This is a genomic window from Pseudomonas citronellolis, from assembly GCF_029335315.1.
Lineage (GTDB): Bacteria > Pseudomonadota > Gammaproteobacteria > Pseudomonadales > Pseudomonadaceae > Pseudomonas > Pseudomonas citronellolis_A.
The window spans coordinates 1-650 of sequence record NZ_JARJLT010000160.1 but is presented as its reverse complement, the minus strand read 5'-3'; the positions used below and the strand labels follow the sequence as shown (position 1 = coordinate 650).

Annotated in this window: 1 protein-coding gene; it reads right to left on the bottom strand. The window is 73.4% G+C overall.

What is annotated here, in order from left to right; all coding sequences use genetic code 11:
* Window positions 1-19: 19 nt before the first annotated feature.
* Window positions 20-650: helix-turn-helix transcriptional regulator (locus P3W75_RS12945; protein ID WP_276227750.1), on the bottom strand; the 631-nt coding region annotated here is incomplete at its 5' end.

Below are 650 nucleotides of genomic sequence, written 5' to 3'. Positions count from 1 at the left end.
GCGCCGCCCGCGCGCGACATCAACCGGATGGTTGATCCAGGAACAGCCGGGCGATGAGCTCGGTGCGGCTGGCCACGCCGGCCTTGCGGAACAGGTGGATGAGGTGCGTCTTCACCGTGGCCAGGCCCAGGCCGAGCTGGCGCGCGAGGTCCTTGTTGCTGGCGCCGTCGCGCAGCAGCAGGGCGATCTCGCGCTCGCGCGGGGTGAGCGGGTCGAGCGCGGCGTTGCCGCGCGGCAAGGCCTGGGCGGCGAGCTCCAGCAGGGTTTGCAGGGCGCCCAGGCGGTTCAGTTCGTCGACCGAGAAGGGCGCCTCGCCGACCCGCCGCAACAGCGACAGGCCGGCCAGTGGGCGGCCCTGGTCGGCGGCGATGACCTCCACCACGTCGATCACCCCGTGGCGCTGGAGGAAGCTGCGATAGCGCTCGCGCTGCGCGGCCGGCTGCTGCGCCATGCCAACCGCCAGCGGCACCACCGGCAGCCCGGTGGCCAGGCAGGCGGCGGGTTGCAGCGGGTCGAGGCGGCGGTAGTGGTTGAGGTAGTCGATGTGCATCTGCGGGCCCAGGCCGCGCAGCTGGAAGTCGCAGGCCAGCAGGTCGGCGTCGATGCGGTAGAAGGCGGCGCGGGCGGCGGGGATGAGCTGGTCGAAGGCG